This is a genomic window from Gracilibacillus suaedae (assembly GCF_017599345.1).
Taxonomy (GTDB): Bacteria; Bacillota; Bacilli; order Bacillales; family Amphibacillaceae; genus Gracilibacillus; species Gracilibacillus suaedae.
In genome coordinates, this window is sequence record NZ_JAGFVL010000039.1 from 36,925 (window position 1) to 50,465 (window position 13,541).

The window sequence follows — 13,541 nt, forward strand, 5'->3', positions numbered from 1 at the left end:
AGTTAATAGCTTGTCGGCGTGATAATATACGCTTTACCGTTTTGTGTTGGAAAACGATATTTACCTTCTGCAATTTCTTCTAACTCCACTGACTTTAAACTATCCTTTTCTTTAATAGTCCCTATCACACTTAAAATACAGTCCTCACCTGAAAGCGATACCAACTTTACGTTGCTTAGCTTGCTGTTCTGCCAAGTAATATCTACTTCAAAACCACCTCTAGCTCTTAATCCTTTGACTTTTCCTTCATTCCAAGTATCTGGCAATGCAGGAAGGAAACGAAGAACTCCTTCATGTGATTGTAATAACATTTCGACAATTCCTGCAGTTACACCAAAATTTCCATCAATTTGAAAAGGAGGATGTGCATCAAATAAATTGGCATATACGCCACCTTTATGGTAGTTCTCTTGGCCTTCTTCATCCACTAGTCGAAGTAAATTTCCAATTAATTGAAACGCCTGATTACCATCTCCAAATCGTGCCCATAACCCTACTTTCCATCCTAAACTCCAACCCGTCCCGCCATTATCTCTCCTTTCTAGTGATTTTTTGGCAGCCTCAAAATATACTGGTGATGAGGCTGCTGTAAGTTGTCTTCCTGGGTATACCCCAAACAGATGGGAAACGTGTCGATGAAAGGGATCCTCATCTTCAAAGTCTCGATACCATTCTTGTAATTGTCCATGTTTTCCTTTCTGCATAGGATATAATAAACCTTTTACTTCAGCGAGCTGATCACGAAGTATTTCATCCGTTTTCAATATTTCTGCAGCTTCGATACAATTCGTAAACAAATCCCAAATCACGGACATATCCATCGTAGTAGATTTACTAATGGCTGATTTTACACCTTGATGGATAAATTTATGTTCAGGAGAAGTAGAAGGGCTGGTATGAAAATAACCATCTTCCTCTTTTACTAACCAATCAAGGCAAAACAAAGCAGCATCTTTCATTATTGGGTAAGCTTTTTCACGTAAAAACTCCTTATCTTGATTGAATGCATAATGCTCCCATAAATGCTGTGACATCCATGCTCCTCCCATTGGCCACATTGTCCAAACTGGATCACCATGTCCATAATCTCCTACAGGTGATGTCAGACACCAAATGTCTGTATTATGATGTGCCACCCAGCCTCTTGTGCCATAATTCTCTCTAGCAGTAATTTTTCCGTTCTTCGATAACCTTTCTATATGTTGCAGAAATGGAAGATGGCATTCAGAAAGATTAGTAGTTTCAACTGGCCAGTAGTTCATTTCAGCATTAATATTTAGGGTGAAATTACTACTCCATGGTGGTCTTGTCGACGGATTCCAAATTCCTTGCAAATTAGCAGGTTGGGTTCCTGGACGAGAGCTCGTAATCATCAGGTATCGTCCGTACTGAAACAATAATTCTATTAAACCAGGATCAGACGCCCCATATTTCGATATTCGTTGCTCTGTGGACATCCCTTCTGGGGCTTTAGTTTCTCCCAGCTGTAAGCTTACTCGATTAAACATGGAACGATAATCTTCCATATGTCTAGTGCGTAACGCTACATAGGCCTGTTCCATTGCTTCCTCTAAATGGAGTTGTGGCTTATTCCCCACATCTGCTTTAGGAAACGAATCAAAACCATTAAAGCTTGTTGCGGCTGAGAAATAGAACGTTGCACTTGTAGCTTCCAAAAGATGCATCCCGTCATGGTCAACAGTCAAGCTACCCGAATCATGCGTAACCCCTAAGCACCCTTGGAATTTCATTGCTTTTGTTGTATTGATATCTCCATAAACAATCGGATTATCTGTTTTGTAATAATTAGGATCTACCTTTTCTGGTGCAAATCCATCTATGATGAATTGTCCTTGATTATTTTTCGTTTGATACCTTAATGAACTGTGTAATCTAGCGTGTACATTTAACATACCAGGTTGATCTGCTGTAAAATGAAATACTGCTACTTGATCCGGATAAGAAATAAACATTTCTCTGGTAAATTTCACTCTCCCAATGCGATATTTTACTTGAACGAGACCATTTTCTAAGTCCAGTATTCTCTTATAGTCTTCTGCAACATCACCATGTTCAAATTGAAGAAACAGATCACCGAACGGTAAATATGATTGTGTATATGGGCCCATCATCTTTCTGGCTAATTGATCCGCCTCTTCAAACTTCTCCTCTTTTACTAGCTGTCGTATTTCGGGCAGTATTTTCTTTGCACCTTGATTATTCCCATCACGAGGGTAACCAGACCATAATGTATCTTCATTTAATTGTAAATGCTCCAATTCTATTCCACCGTACACCATTGCTCCAATTCTGCCATTGCCAATTGGCAGCGCATCCGTCCATTTAATTGCTGGTTTACCGTATTGTAGCTTCAATCAAATGTCCCCTCCTATAAAATATAATTTTTCAAACAATCCATTCACTATTTCCGCTTGGCCATGTCTTGTTATGAACAGGCTTTAATATTTCCAGTACATCTGCTAGTAACTCTTGATCAATTGGTTCTTCTGCCCATTTTATATTTTGGGTAATGTTCTTCTCGCTTGCTGTACTTACTAATGTAGTTGGAATTCGTTCATCTTGAACCGCATACTGAATGGCTAGTTTTGCTAAATCTTCACCGTTTCGCTCACAGAATGCTGCTGCTTTTTTGCAAGCTGTCCTAATCTCCTGGTCAGCTGGATGCCAATCAGCTACAGGCCTTGAGCTTAATAATCCCATTGATAAAGGGGATGCGTTGATTAACCCTACATTTTTTTGCTCCAAAAGTGGAAGAAGGAAGAAAAGCGACGTATCATTTAAAGAAAAATGACAATAAGATAAAATAACATCTAATTCGGTCTTGGAGAGTACTTTTTCAAAAACTGTTAATGGCAATCCAGACACACCAAAGAACCGAATCTTTCCTTCTGCCTTCAATTGTTGTAATGCCGGAATACCTTCCTCCATCACTTCATCATATGATCCAAACTCAATATCATGGAGAAGGAGAATATCTACATAATCTGTCTGCAATCGATCTAGACTTTCCTCCAAGCTATTCATGATTCTTTTCTTCGTAAAATCAAATAATTTTTCCCCGTAACGCCCCGCCTTGGTAGATAAAATAAATTGATCACGTGGTATGTCTTTTATCGCTCTACCAAGAACTGTCTCTGCTTTTGTTAACCCATAATAAGGAGAAACATCGATCAGATTAATCCCTTGATCCACCGCTGCATGAACAGACTTAATTCCTTCCGATTCATTAATATCTCGAAATACAGAACCAAGTGAAGATGCTCCATAACTAAGAATCGATACATCTAATCCTGTTTGTCCTAGTTTTCTATATTTCATCCAATGCCTCCTTAATTTTATAGAACCTCAGCGCATTCTCACCGAAAATAAGTGCTTGTTTCTTTTCTGACAGTTGATCTGGTAATGTCTCTTTTAATAGTTGATAGACTTCATCATAGCTTGCCGACAATAAACATACTGGCCAATCACTTCCATACATAATCCGATTAACACCAAATGTCTGCACAATATGATGAACATAGGGAATAAAATCTGTTTTTTGCTGATTTTTATTATCTGCTTCGGTTACCATTCCAGATAATTTACAATACATATTAGAATGTTTTGCAATTTCTTTCATTTGGCTTTTCCAAGGTTCTAGCTTTCCCTGTGCAATGTCCGGTTTCGCAATATGATCGATCACGCCTCGTATCGATACTTGGTTCAACAGTTGAACGACAGCAGAAAGCTGCCCAGAGTGGACTAGCAAATCAACTGGAAGATCGATTTCTGCAAGATAAGAAAAAGCATCGATATACTTAGGGTCTAAAATTATATTTTCATCTGGCATATCTTGAATCATTATCCGTACCCCAACAAATTTAGAATGATTTAGAAATCGCTCTAACTGTTCCTTATAAGCAGGGTCCTCAAGATCAATCCAACCGACAACCCCAGCAATGGTTTCTGATTCATCGCTAAGCGAAAGAATAAAATCTGTTTCTGCTATGGTTGGTGCTGCTTGCACAACAATCGTTTTATCGATATTGTTCTTTATTAAATGGGGAACTAAATCTTCTTCATGAAAATCACGGTAAAGAGCTGGAGTTTCGGGTGTAATCCAACCATAATCATCTCTATTAATCTTCCAATAATGCTGATGTGCGTCAACTCGCATCGATTTTATCTCCTTTCCCATTAGATATTCTATTCAGAAATAACACCTTTTTTCAAAATAATATTTGCGTAAGTGCTTTTCTTCAGTCCCTCCATTTATTTAAAATAATCAACTTATAACTCAACCATTGCTTTAATGACATTAGTCTCTGGCTTTAACCATTCTTCAAAGTGTTCTATTGTCTGATTAAAACCAGACCGATTTGTGATGTATTCGCTTACAATAATCTTGTTCTTTCTAATGGATTGAACAACATATTCAAAATCAGACTTTGTTGCGTTTCTACTCGCCATTAATGTCAATTCTTTCGAATGAAAAGCGGGATTTGAAAAGGTTATATCTTCCTTTACCAGCCCTACATAAATTAATTTTCCACCATTTGCAGGATAATGGAATGCGTCTGTCATTGATGTGCTATTTCCGGTAGCATCAAAAACCACGGTAGGCATGTCTCCATTCGTTATTTGCTCTAAGGATTCTGAAGGAGAGTCTAATGCATTTACAATGTAGTCTACATCGGCCCAATCACGGCAAAATTTCAATCTTTCCGTATTGATATCCATCGCTATCACTTTGGCTCCCTCTATCTTTGCAAACGCCATTACCCCTAACCCAATAGGGCCAGATCCAATCACAAGGACACATTCATCTTTTTTAATATTAGTTCGTCTGACAGCATGCGCACCAATACTAAGTGGTTCTATAACTGCCGTTTGATCTAAGGACAATCTTTCAGTCTTAATAAGATGATCGTATGGCACTGAAACCTGTTCACACATGCCACCATCAATATGAACACCTAACACTTTCATTTGTGTACAGCAATTTGTTTTTCCATTGCGGCAAGCGATACACTCCCCACATTCTATATAGGGAATAACTGAAACTTGGTCTCCTTGTTTTAAATCAAAGGGGTTGTCTTCAATAGATTCTATTACCCCAGCTAACTCATGTCCCAAAATTCGTGGATATTGAAAAAAAGGTTGATTCCCTTTAAACGCGTGTAGATCTGTACCACATATTCCAATCCGTTTAATATTAACTAGCGCTTCCTGTTTTTTTGGTTTCGGTGGATCTGTATTTTTCCACTTAAACTTCCCTGGTTGTTCACAGACCAGACTTTTCATATTAGCACCACTCCTATATAGAGAGATTATATTTATCATATCAGCAGTAATTTGAAATAAAAATTGCATTTTTTGCTTTTTTTATACTCTTTTTTGATATAAAATAGCGATAGGTGATCAAGATGAAAACGGTTAATAAATTCTCTGATTCAAACGAACTCTTTCCTTATTCCTTTTCTTACAAAAGTAGTAAAGAGCCGCAAAATGAACTGCCAAACCATATGCATGACTTTTATGAAATCATTTATGTTCATGGTGGAAAAGGCGTTTTCTTTATTCAAAACACCTTATACAAAATGGGGATAGGGGATGTTTTTATCATTCCAAATGATACGATTCATCACGCCAAGCCTGATAAAAATGATTTAGTGACTTCCTCTGTCATTTTCTTTAGCCCAGCACTTATTCAAACCATTTCTACTGATGAATCCTTTTCCTATTTATCTTTAATCAAAGAAATAAAAAAAGAGAAAGACTATAAAATACACCTTTCTGAAAAGCATCAAGTTAAATTGGAGCAATACCTTGCAAACATACATCAAGAATTGAAAGAACAAAAACTAGGATGCTCACACGCTTCCGTGTTAATTACTCATCATATATTATTAGAATTGTCTCGCCTTCGTGCAAATCAGAATACAGAGCCTTCCGTAAAAAAAGATAACAATCGTGACTGGATAAATGATATCTTTTCATACATTGATCAACATCTGCAACATAACATCTCCCTGACTACTATAGCCGACGAAGCCCTCGTCAGCCCTGCTCATTTTAGTCGAGTCTTCAAGGATATTACTGGTATGGGATTAACAGTCTATATCAACAAAAAACGCATATTTAAAGCAAAGGAATTATTAATCACTACGAATTATACGATCTCTTATATTGCAGAAAAGTGTGGATTCGAAAGCATCCCACACTTCTACCGGACTTTCAAAAAGTACATTGGTACAACACCAGCTCATTTTCGCAAGGAGAATGTATCCAAATAAAGTGAGACTATGATCAGTGAAAATTTTGACCTCCACTGATCATTAGCAAAACTTATCAGGATGTTTACTTCTGTTATCCCCAACTTAGCTTCCTTGCGTTAATTAAAGCTTGAAGTGGGGGTTACAGACGTTTAGCACCGTGATAAACAACTTATCAATTCCGTGCAAAAAATTCTCACATCCGTCCTTTTTCATGAATACTGCTTTCGATATTCACTCGGGCTCAGTCCAGTCTCTTTCTTAAATACTCGACTGAAATAATTGGGATCTTTATATCCAACTGTTAATGCAATTTCTTTCAATGATATTCGATCATCTAATAATAAGTCTTTTGCTTCGGTTAATCTAGTTTTTGTTACGTATTCAACAAAGGTGATTTGAAAATGCTCTTTAAACAGCTTACTCAAATAGTATGAGCTTAATCCGACTTTCTCTGCTATCTCTTCCAGTGTTATATTTCGCTGATAATGGGCTTCAATATATTCCTTTGCCTGCATCAACAGACCATGAACTCCAGTTGAACGCCATTCACGTATCTGCATAATAATTCTTTGCAAGTGAGCCTTGGCAGCTTCCCTGATCTGTGTCGCTGTTTCAAACTGTTCAAAGCTCATTTGAATATTCCGATCCAGACCTAGCTCTTTCGTCATTCTTGTTAAGACAATAAAAAAGTTTTCGATTGTCTTTTGGATGATTCGTGCTTGATAACTAGCATTCTGTTGTACCGATTGGAAATAGCGATCAAATAAAAACGTCGCCTGCTGAGTATCTCCTTTTTTAATGGCTTCTAGTAATTCTTTCTCTTCTTCAAAATGGATCCGTTCTTTTCTTTTTTCAGCCATTTGTTCCGTATAGACTTGATATTTAGCGCCAGAGTGGTTTTGTACTTGCTCTAAAGCATATAAGGCTTCTTGATAGGACCTGGAAAAGTCCTGTAAATCAGCAATAACTGCTCCGACTCCAACACAGAGCTGGCAATCGCGTAAATCACGCTGAATATTCTGTATAACATCTCTTGCAAACTGATCCATTCGATAATCACCATACTTAACGAAAACTGGGACTTGATAACCTGTCAGCGGTCCAACAAAAACATCATAAGGTAACCTTGATAATCCGTCTTTGAGTGTGCGATACCAGTTACTTTTCTGTTCACGGTCAGGTCTAAGGATCTCTGACTGAAAAGAAAATACCGCGGCAAAGCCCTTTGTATTCTCGACATCTAGCCATTTCGTCCAATCTTCTGCGTTGAACTCATGGACATGATCCATCATCAGCGTTAAGATAAATTCCATTTCTACCAATGCACTTGCTTGTTCTAATCGTTCATTTAGCTCATTTTTTTCAGATAGTTCTGCAACCATTCGATCGTAAGCTTCTAATACTTCTGATACTTTACTCGGCTTTAACAGGTATTCTTTTATACCAAATTTCATCGCACGTTTAGCATATTGAAAAGTATCGAATGCGGATACCATAATACATTTTGTTTCCGGTAATGTCTGAAGAATTTGTTCAATTGCTACCAAACCATCAAATTCTGGCATTTTAATGTCCATAAAAATAATATCAGGTCGATGTGTTGTGGCAAACTCAACTGCTTCTTTACCATTTTTTGCTTCTGCAATAATTTCAGCATTTGATCTGTTTCGTTCTAAAATCATCCGGATGCCTTCTCGTTCAATTGCCTCATCATCTACAAGCATAACGTTGATCATTTTGTCACTCCTTTCGTAGCTTAATGGTTACTTTGGTTCCTTTGCCAACCTCTGATCGAATAGACACTTCACTTTCTTTATCAAATAACTTGAGGCGATCGATTACATTTCGCATGCCAATCCCTGTCGAATGCCCTTTTCTATTCGTTTCCGTATTCTCATCCACTGTTAATAAGCGATCAATCGTTTCCTGATCCATCCCTACTCCGTTATCGGTTATTTCAATCCATACTTTTTCTTCCTTTTGATAAATGGCAAGGGTTATTTCTGCACCGTCTGCCATTTCCTCAATACCATGCATGAAGGCATTTTCAATAATAGGCTGTAGCGTCAGGCAAGGTATTGGGGTTTGTAAACATTCTTCCTCGATATCCTGATCGAATGTCACCCTATCACCGAACCTCGTTTTTTGTATGAAAAAGTATTCCTTCACGATCTCTACTTCATCTTTCAAATAGGTTTCTCTATCTAGACTACCGATATTATAACGTAACAACGCTGAAACAGACGAGATTAAATCACTGGTTCGTTCTGCTCCCTCAATATACGATGTTTTGGAAATCGTATTTAATGTGTTAAATAGAAAATGAGGATTAATTTGATTTTGCAAGCTCTTCAATTCCATTTCCTTTAACAACTGAGACATCCGGGCTTTTTCTTTCATTTCCCGAATCGCCTCGACGATATTCCACTTCATTTGATTAAACGTTTCTGTTAAAATTTTTAGTTCATCCTTTTGAGGCACAACGACATCTTCTACAGTATAATTTCCCTGCGAAATTTCCTTAGCAGCACCAGTTAGGCGTTCAATCGCCCTTGTAATGCCATTAGAGAACCATAAGGCAAACAAAATACTAAGGATGATCACCGAAATAAAAATAGCAGTCCCCATATTTTTAGAATATTTAACACGTTGGTCCTCCAGTTCAATTAAATTCTGATAAACAGTAAGTTCTGAATTAATTAATTCTAAGGTTTTCTCATGAATATAAGTTGCACTATTATCTGCTTCATTCAAATAATAGGAATATTGCTCAATATCATCTTGTGCTACACCTTCCGCAGTTAAATCAGTTAATTCTAAAAAGCTTGTTAATAAATGGACATAGTTTTTCTTATCTATACTTTCTTCAGCAGCTATCTCAAATTGCTCTTGTAATTCGTTTAATTGTTGCTTGTCCTCCTCATAATATTGGAGATTTTCATCTGTTGGCTCATGCACATAAATTTGCAGTGATTGATAAGTCTGATCTGTAATATTTGTTATTTCATTTAATAAAAAATAATGAGCAGAACGTTCATCATGTAATTCAACAATTCTTTGCGCACTTTGTTCACGAATAAAAAATAAAATAATCACTAATAACAGGATAGCAGCGAAGTATATGAGTAGTTTTGTTCTAATCCTAATCATCAATATCCTCTTTTCTAACTACAGATGCATTCGTATGGTAAACTTCCTGTACTTCTTGATTATTCATCAAATCCAGCATTAACTCCACACTGCGATTTCCCATTTCATATGGTTTTTGTCCAATTAATACATCCACTCTTTCCTCTTTCAAAAGTGCAATATTCGCTGGTAATACATCGAAGGCAATCATATATAGGGATTCTTCTACTCCCAACGATTCAGCAGCAGCAACCATACCAATCCCATCTAATGCACTTGTTCCATATAACGCGGTAATATCTGGATAATCACTTAACATATTGTGCGTCTTCTCTTCCGCAACTACTCTCGTAATATTCGACTCTTCAATCGCAACAATATCAATTCCTGGCTCTTGTTCGACAACATCTCTGAAGCCTTCGACACGTAATTGATGATGAGCGTTTTCAAAACTACCTGTGATAATCCCAACAGTAGCTTCACTATTAGTATCTTTAAGCAATGCCTCACCAGCTAGTTTTCCAGCTTCATAATTATCCGTTCCGATATAAGTTGACCGCTTACTTTCCGGTGCATCGGTATCAATCGTTATTACCGGAATCCCCTGATCTACTGCTTGATTAATAACTGGTAAAAATTCATCATTCAACGCTTGTACAATAATGCCGTCCACTTTCGATTTCATCGCAATGTCGAGAAGCTTCAGTTGTTCTTCTGGATTGGAACGTCTTGGCCCCTCATACTCGATAAACACATCATATTTTTCCTCCATATCTTTTGCCCCTTCACCAACTAATCGCCAGTAATCATGATCCATTTCTTCTCCAATCAGAGCAAAATGATAGGTTGGCACCTGTTCTTTCGAAGTCGCATCAGTAATCTTGGATTGGAATGCTTTAGACTGTATATAAAAATATATCGAAAAGCTCACCGCTATAACAAAGCATGAAATTAGGATAATATTCATTAACTTACTATTTCTCATGTCACCCTCCTGTGTTGCAATGATGATACGAATTATAATAGCACACCAATTCTGAAACGAAAACCAACTGCATCTAAGTTTAGTCGTCCTAAATATGGGAATCGTACATTATGTAAGCACTATACTACGATTGGAGGTAGAATCATGATTGATCCAAAGTACCAAAAACTACTGGATACTTTACACATTTGCATGACGAAATGTAACCATTGTTTTAATGCGTGTTTAAAAGAAGAAAATGTCGACACGATGACGAAATGCATTCAACTTGATCGTGAATGTGCTGAATTTTGTAGTTATTTAGAGGCAGCGATCACAAGAAATTCACCATTTATCGCGCAATTAGCTACAGTTTGCGCAGAAATTTGTCAAACGTGTGGGGAAGAATGTAACCACCATCATCATGATCATTGCCAAAGATGTGCTGATGCTTGCTTCCAATGTGCAAAAGCTTGTAGAGAAGTTTCCTAACATACCATCAAGAGAGGAGTAGTGCCATGCCTTGGGATACAAACGATTATCCAAGTTCATTAAAAAACTTAGAAACATCGGTAAGAAAAAAAGCGATTGATATCGCCAACGCGATGATCGACGAAGGATATAAGGAAGGACGAGCTATTCCGATTGCAACTGAACAGGCAAAGGAGTGGTATGAAAACGCATCTGATAAAGAGATTCAACAAGTTTTACAAATGAGTGACGAAGAGCTTCGGAGTCGCGATGAAGATGCACAAAATAGTAGACCCGAGCTATTGGAAAAAGGTGAGCACGTCATTCCACATGAAAATGGCTGGGCTGTAAAAGTACAGGACGCCAAACAAGCTTCTTATGTTTTCGACAATAAACAGGAAGCTATTGAGAGAGCAAAAGAAATTGCCGCTAATAAAGGAACTGCTACTATAATCCATAAAAAAGACGGTTCCATTCAAGAAAAAGTAACCTGAATAATAGTTTCATCACTTTAGCACCGGGTATCACATTAATACAACCTAGAGAAAGGAGTGGATCATTCATGGCCAACAACCAAGGAAAAAGCGGTGAAGAAAGAACAAATAAAACTAACAAAGAATATGGCCGCCAAGGAAAATATGCAAAAGGTAATCAGAAAAATAGCGTAAATGACGATAATTAATAGAAGAAGGCTGACCAGAGATATCTCACACCATTTGGTCAGCCTTTTTCTCGATAGTTAAATGAATGAACTTGAATAGTCGTAACCTTCCTTTGTCAATTCCACTTGTTTACCACCAGGTACTTCCACAACCCGTTCATCAACACGTAACCAAACCGATTGCGCTGATGGGTTGTAGACAAACTGGCTATTTGCTGAAAAATGCAATCTCCTAAATGCTTTGATATAATCAACAATTTCTATATTGGTTGCATACCAGATATCTTCTTTGTCTCCAATAAATTCGGAGAACTGTTCGATTAATTCCCAATTATCATCATGATCAAATTCATAGCTATGTCCCCACACATAAAACATATATAAATATTGTTTTTTATGTAAGGAAACAAACTCTTCAGCGAGTTGTAAAAGGTTTTGGTTATGATGACACGTTGGATTCCATTCGATAAAATCATCTGGTATTCCAAAATTTCCTGTGCTATTCACTGTTCTCGCATATTCAATCCCTAAATAAGGTAGCATTTCCTTGATAAATGAATGATAGGAACCGTTTGGATAGGATAGACCTCTTACTGGATAGCCAACCAGTTCTTCTAGCTTTTTACGGTCTTCCATCACTTCTTCTATTAGCTGCTCTTTCGGAGAACGTGCAATGGTAGGGTGTGTGACTGTATGTGCTGAAACTTCATGTCCCTGATATAATGGCGCTATTTCTTCTGCTATAATTCTGTCTCCTTCTCCAAGTAGGCCTGAATTCAAGTGAAAAGACCCTTTAATCCCATAACGATTAAAGATATCGACTAAACGTCTGTCCGCCACTTTCCCATCATCATAGCTCATTGTTAATACTTTGCATTTCCCTTTTGGAAAAGTCATCACCACTTTTGGCATTTGATTCATCCTCCTTTTTAAATCGCTTCCATTCCTATTGTAACGTATGTAGACCGATATATCTGCTATTTAGACCCGATCGAAATGCGTGTCCTTAAAACCACTAGAATACTTTAATCCATAGCCCACCATTCGATCCATCCCAATATGTGCCGTCCAGATTAAGCTGATCGCCAATAACAAATCATGAAAAAGAAAACCGATGACGACACCACCAAGCGAAAGAACATACGTATGAAAAAGGTTATAAATAACGGAACCGATCTTGTTATTAATTAGATATCCAAGCATCGCGAGATCTGGAGCCAATAACAATAGTATCAGCATTATCCAGCCAAATGAGAAATAAAAATAAGCATAAAGACTTAACGCAAAAACAGCCGCTCCTTCTAAATGTAACAATAATTTATTCACAGGACACCGCCTTCTTTTTATCTTACGACCATTCTACTACAAATCATGATTAAGAATGATTAAAATTACGTTAATTTTGTCTTATAATAGTACTAGATCACTATTTTCTAAAAAAAGGGGAAAACAAATGAACTTTTCGATATTAAACAATCCGTATTCTGTTATTAAATTAGCACCGCAAGAAAGCATTCCAACTCACCTGATGCAAAGTGATGAGCTTTTTTCCGTCTCCTATACGGAAGAAGAATGCTCGATTGTTTGTAATAGTAACATAACGTTTGATGATCATATTGTTATCGATAAGGAAGATGGATGGCGTTGTTTAAAAATTGAGGGAGTGCTTGATTTTGCGCTTACAGGGATATTGGCCAACATAGCGACCACTCTTGCTAATCATGACATTAGCATCTTTGCTCTATCGACATTTAATACGGATTACATTCTGATCAAAGAAGAAAATTTGGAAAAAGGGATAACCGTGTTAACAGAAGCTGGACATCACGTAAGCAATGATCCTACGGGATGATTTTCGACTAAGATCCACTTTTTCAAGCGGGTTTTGCTTGGAAAAGTTAGCTTAGTCGAAAATCCCGTGGAAAGGGAAGTGGACAGCCGCAGCGATGGTTTCCTATACGGTTTATTTCAAAATGGCTACTTTGATAACAAATGCGTTGATACCGAGGATTATATACTTTCTTTCCTTATAAGAAAG

At 37.4% G+C, this 13,541-nt stretch carries 13 protein-coding genes; 4 read left to right on the top strand and 9 right to left on the bottom strand.

Features of this window, described 5'->3' with window-relative positions:
- Window positions 1–2 precede the first annotated feature (2 nt).
- The 4 genes from J5J03_RS11040 to J5J03_RS11055 all read right to left on the bottom strand — a co-directional run bounded on the left by J5J03_RS11040 (window position 3) and on the right by J5J03_RS11055 (window position 5,304).
- Entirely contained in the window at window positions 3–2,375 is a 2,373-nt protein-coding gene (locus tag J5J03_RS11040; RefSeq protein ID WP_208589541.1) for a glycoside hydrolase family 95 protein, read from the bottom strand.
- A 31-nt stretch (window positions 2,376–2,406) separates the two neighbouring features.
- Complete coding sequence (locus tag J5J03_RS11045; RefSeq protein ID WP_208589543.1) at window positions 2,407–3,339, bottom strand: aldo/keto reductase; 933 nt, start codon at window positions 3,337–3,339, stop codon at window positions 2,407–2,409.
- Window positions 3,329–4,177, bottom strand: coding sequence for an amidohydrolase family protein (locus tag J5J03_RS11050; protein ID WP_208589546.1), 849 nt, complete (start codon window positions 4,175–4,177; stop codon window positions 3,329–3,331). Before J5J03_RS11050 ends, J5J03_RS11045 begins: the two co-directional genes overlap by 11 nt.
- Before the next feature lie 113 nt (window positions 4,178–4,290).
- Window positions 4,291–5,304 (bottom strand): zinc-binding alcohol dehydrogenase family protein, encoded by a 1,014-nt coding sequence (locus J5J03_RS11055; RefSeq protein ID WP_208589547.1) that lies wholly within the window; start codon window positions 5,302–5,304, stop codon window positions 4,291–4,293.
- Window positions 5,305–5,426: 122 nt separating this feature from the next.
- Between J5J03_RS11055 and J5J03_RS11060 the strand changes: the two genes are divergently transcribed.
- A complete protein-coding gene (locus J5J03_RS11060; protein WP_208589548.1) occupies window positions 5,427–6,296 on the top strand; it encodes an AraC family transcriptional regulator in 870 nt (289 codons plus the stop codon).
- 191 nt (window positions 6,297–6,487) lie between these two features.
- On the opposite strand, the gene J5J03_RS11065 is transcribed toward J5J03_RS11060, so the two are convergent.
- From J5J03_RS11065 to J5J03_RS11075, 3 genes are read right to left on the bottom strand one after another with little or no spacing between them, the layout of a single operon-like run.
- Window positions 6,488–8,014 (bottom strand): response regulator transcription factor, encoded by a 1,527-nt coding sequence (locus tag J5J03_RS11065; RefSeq protein WP_208589549.1) that lies wholly within the window; start codon window positions 8,012–8,014, stop codon window positions 6,488–6,490.
- Window positions 8,015–8,018: 4 nt separating this feature from the next.
- Window positions 8,019–9,428 (bottom strand): sensor histidine kinase, encoded by a 1,410-nt coding sequence (locus J5J03_RS11070; protein ID WP_208589550.1) that lies wholly within the window; start codon window positions 9,426–9,428, stop codon window positions 8,019–8,021.
- A complete protein-coding gene (locus J5J03_RS11075; RefSeq protein WP_208589551.1) occupies window positions 9,421–10,392 on the bottom strand; it encodes a sugar-binding protein in 972 nt (323 codons plus the stop codon). The genes J5J03_RS11070 and J5J03_RS11075 overlap by 8 nt, the downstream gene beginning before the upstream one ends.
- 144 nt (window positions 10,393–10,536) lie before the next feature.
- Here J5J03_RS11075 and J5J03_RS11080 point away from each other — a divergent pair, with 144 nt between their 5' ends.
- Window positions 10,537–10,863 carry a four-helix bundle copper-binding protein gene (locus tag J5J03_RS11080; RefSeq protein ID WP_208589552.1) on the top strand — a complete coding sequence of 109 codons (327 nt, stop codon included), beginning with the start codon at window positions 10,537–10,539 and terminating at the stop codon, window positions 10,861–10,863.
- Window positions 10,864–10,889: 26 nt separating this feature from the next.
- Complete coding sequence (locus J5J03_RS11085) at window positions 10,890–11,336, top strand: DUF2188 domain-containing protein (protein WP_208589554.1); 447 nt, start codon at window positions 10,890–10,892, stop codon at window positions 11,334–11,336.
- Between the two features lie 245 nt (window positions 11,337–11,581).
- Here J5J03_RS11085 and J5J03_RS11090 read toward each other — a convergent pair whose 3' ends face one another.
- Window positions 11,582–12,415, bottom strand: a complete 834-nt coding sequence (locus J5J03_RS11090; protein ID WP_208589556.1) for a polysaccharide deacetylase family protein — start codon at window positions 12,413–12,415, stop codon at window positions 11,582–11,584.
- Between the two features lie 69 nt (window positions 12,416–12,484).
- The gene (locus J5J03_RS11095) at window positions 12,485–12,829 is read right to left on the bottom strand and encodes a DUF4260 domain-containing protein (RefSeq protein WP_208589558.1); all 345 of its coding nucleotides are present in this window, start codon (window positions 12,827–12,829) and stop codon (window positions 12,485–12,487) included.
- A gap of 127 nt (window positions 12,830–12,956) precedes the next feature.
- Here J5J03_RS11095 and J5J03_RS11100 point away from each other — a divergent pair, with 127 nt between their 5' ends.
- A complete protein-coding gene (locus J5J03_RS11100; protein ID WP_208589560.1) occupies window positions 12,957–13,355 on the top strand; it encodes an ACT domain-containing protein in 399 nt (132 codons plus the stop codon).
- Window positions 13,356–13,541: the final 186 nt, after the last annotated feature.

Coding starts and splice junctions, on each gene's coding strand:
- J5J03_RS11045 (WP_208589543.1), bottom strand. CDS start 3,339: ATGAAATATAGAAAACTAGGACAAACAGGATTAGATGTATCGATTCTT.
- J5J03_RS11050 (WP_208589546.1), bottom strand. CDS start 4,177: ATGCGAGTTGACGCACATCAGCATTATTGGAAGATTAATAGAGATGAT.
- J5J03_RS11055 (WP_208589547.1), bottom strand. CDS start 5,304: ATGAAAAGTCTGGTCTGTGAACAACCAGGGAAGTTTAAGTGGAAAAAT.
- J5J03_RS11060 (WP_208589548.1), top strand. CDS start 5,427: ATGAAAACGGTTAATAAATTCTCTGATTCAAACGAACTCTTTCCTTAT.
- J5J03_RS11065 (WP_208589549.1), bottom strand. CDS start 8,014: ATGATCAACGTTATGCTTGTAGATGATGAGGCAATTGAACGAGAAGGC.
- J5J03_RS11070 (WP_208589550.1), bottom strand. CDS start 9,428: ATGATTAGGATTAGAACAAAACTACTCATATACTTCGCTGCTATCCTG.
- J5J03_RS11075 (WP_208589551.1), bottom strand. CDS start 10,392: ATGAGAAATAGTAAGTTAATGAATATTATCCTAATTTCATGCTTTGTT.
- J5J03_RS11080 (WP_208589552.1), top strand. CDS start 10,537: ATGATTGATCCAAAGTACCAAAAACTACTGGATACTTTACACATTTGC.
- J5J03_RS11085 (WP_208589554.1), top strand. CDS start 10,890: ATGCCTTGGGATACAAACGATTATCCAAGTTCATTAAAAAACTTAGAA.
- J5J03_RS11090 (WP_208589556.1), bottom strand. CDS start 12,415: ATGCCAAAAGTGGTGATGACTTTTCCAAAAGGGAAATGCAAAGTATTA.
- J5J03_RS11100 (WP_208589560.1), top strand. CDS start 12,957: ATGAACTTTTCGATATTAAACAATCCGTATTCTGTTATTAAATTAGCA.